The sequence below is a fragment of the Novosphingobium anseongense genome, from assembly GCF_037482895.1.
GTDB classification, from domain to species: Bacteria; Pseudomonadota; Alphaproteobacteria; order Sphingomonadales; family Sphingomonadaceae; genus Novosphingobium; species Novosphingobium anseongense.
The window spans coordinates 1-646 of the sequence record NZ_JBBHJZ010000020.1 but is presented as its reverse complement, the minus strand read 5'-3'; the positions used below and the strand labels follow the sequence as shown (position 1 = coordinate 646).

Below are 646 nucleotides of genomic sequence, written 5' to 3'. Positions count from 1 at the left end.
CCAGGCGCTCCAGCGCGGCGAGTACTTCTGGGCCGACATAGTGCGCGACGGCATCGTGCTCTACGAGCTGCCCGGCCATCCTTTGGCCACACCAAAGCCGCTGACCAAGTTCGACGCGGTTCGGCAAGCCGAGCGATATTTCGATGAATGGTTTCCTGCAGCTCAGCGGTTTTTAGCCACCGCGAGAGAATGGACGCAAAGAGCCGAAACTGAAATTGGTTGGCGCAAAGACGCAGCATTCATTCTTCACCAAGCTGCCGAGCGAACATTCGCCTGCTTCTTATTAACAGTTAGCTTCTACTTTCCAAGGTCGCACAATATCAAATTTCTCCGTTCGATCTCCGAAGCTAAGGAGCCCAAGCTCATTGAAGCTTGGCCTCGTGATACCAAGCTCGATCGCCGACGGTTTGAACTCCTGAAACGCGCATATGTGGAAGCGAGATACTCGGCCAACTATCATATCAGCATCGAAGACCTCGATGCTCTCTGCAATGCCGTGAAGCGGCTGCAAGATTTCGTCGACCTCGCCTGCAGAGCACGAATTGAGCAGCTGGGCCGCGGCTGAACCGTTGGCGAGAGGCGCCCTCACCCAGCCCTGCCCGAGCGCCCGACGGACTCGTCGTGGGCTCCGGACAGTCCAGTTTCA

General features: G+C 56.8%; 1 protein-coding gene. It reads left to right on the top strand.

Annotated features, from left to right (window positions below):
- Window positions 1-565, top strand: a 565-nt coding sequence (locus WG901_RS23760) for a HEPN domain-containing protein (RefSeq protein WP_339589622.1), incomplete at its 5' end; no start/stop codon positions are given.
- Between the last annotated feature and the right edge of the window lie 81 nt (window positions 566-646).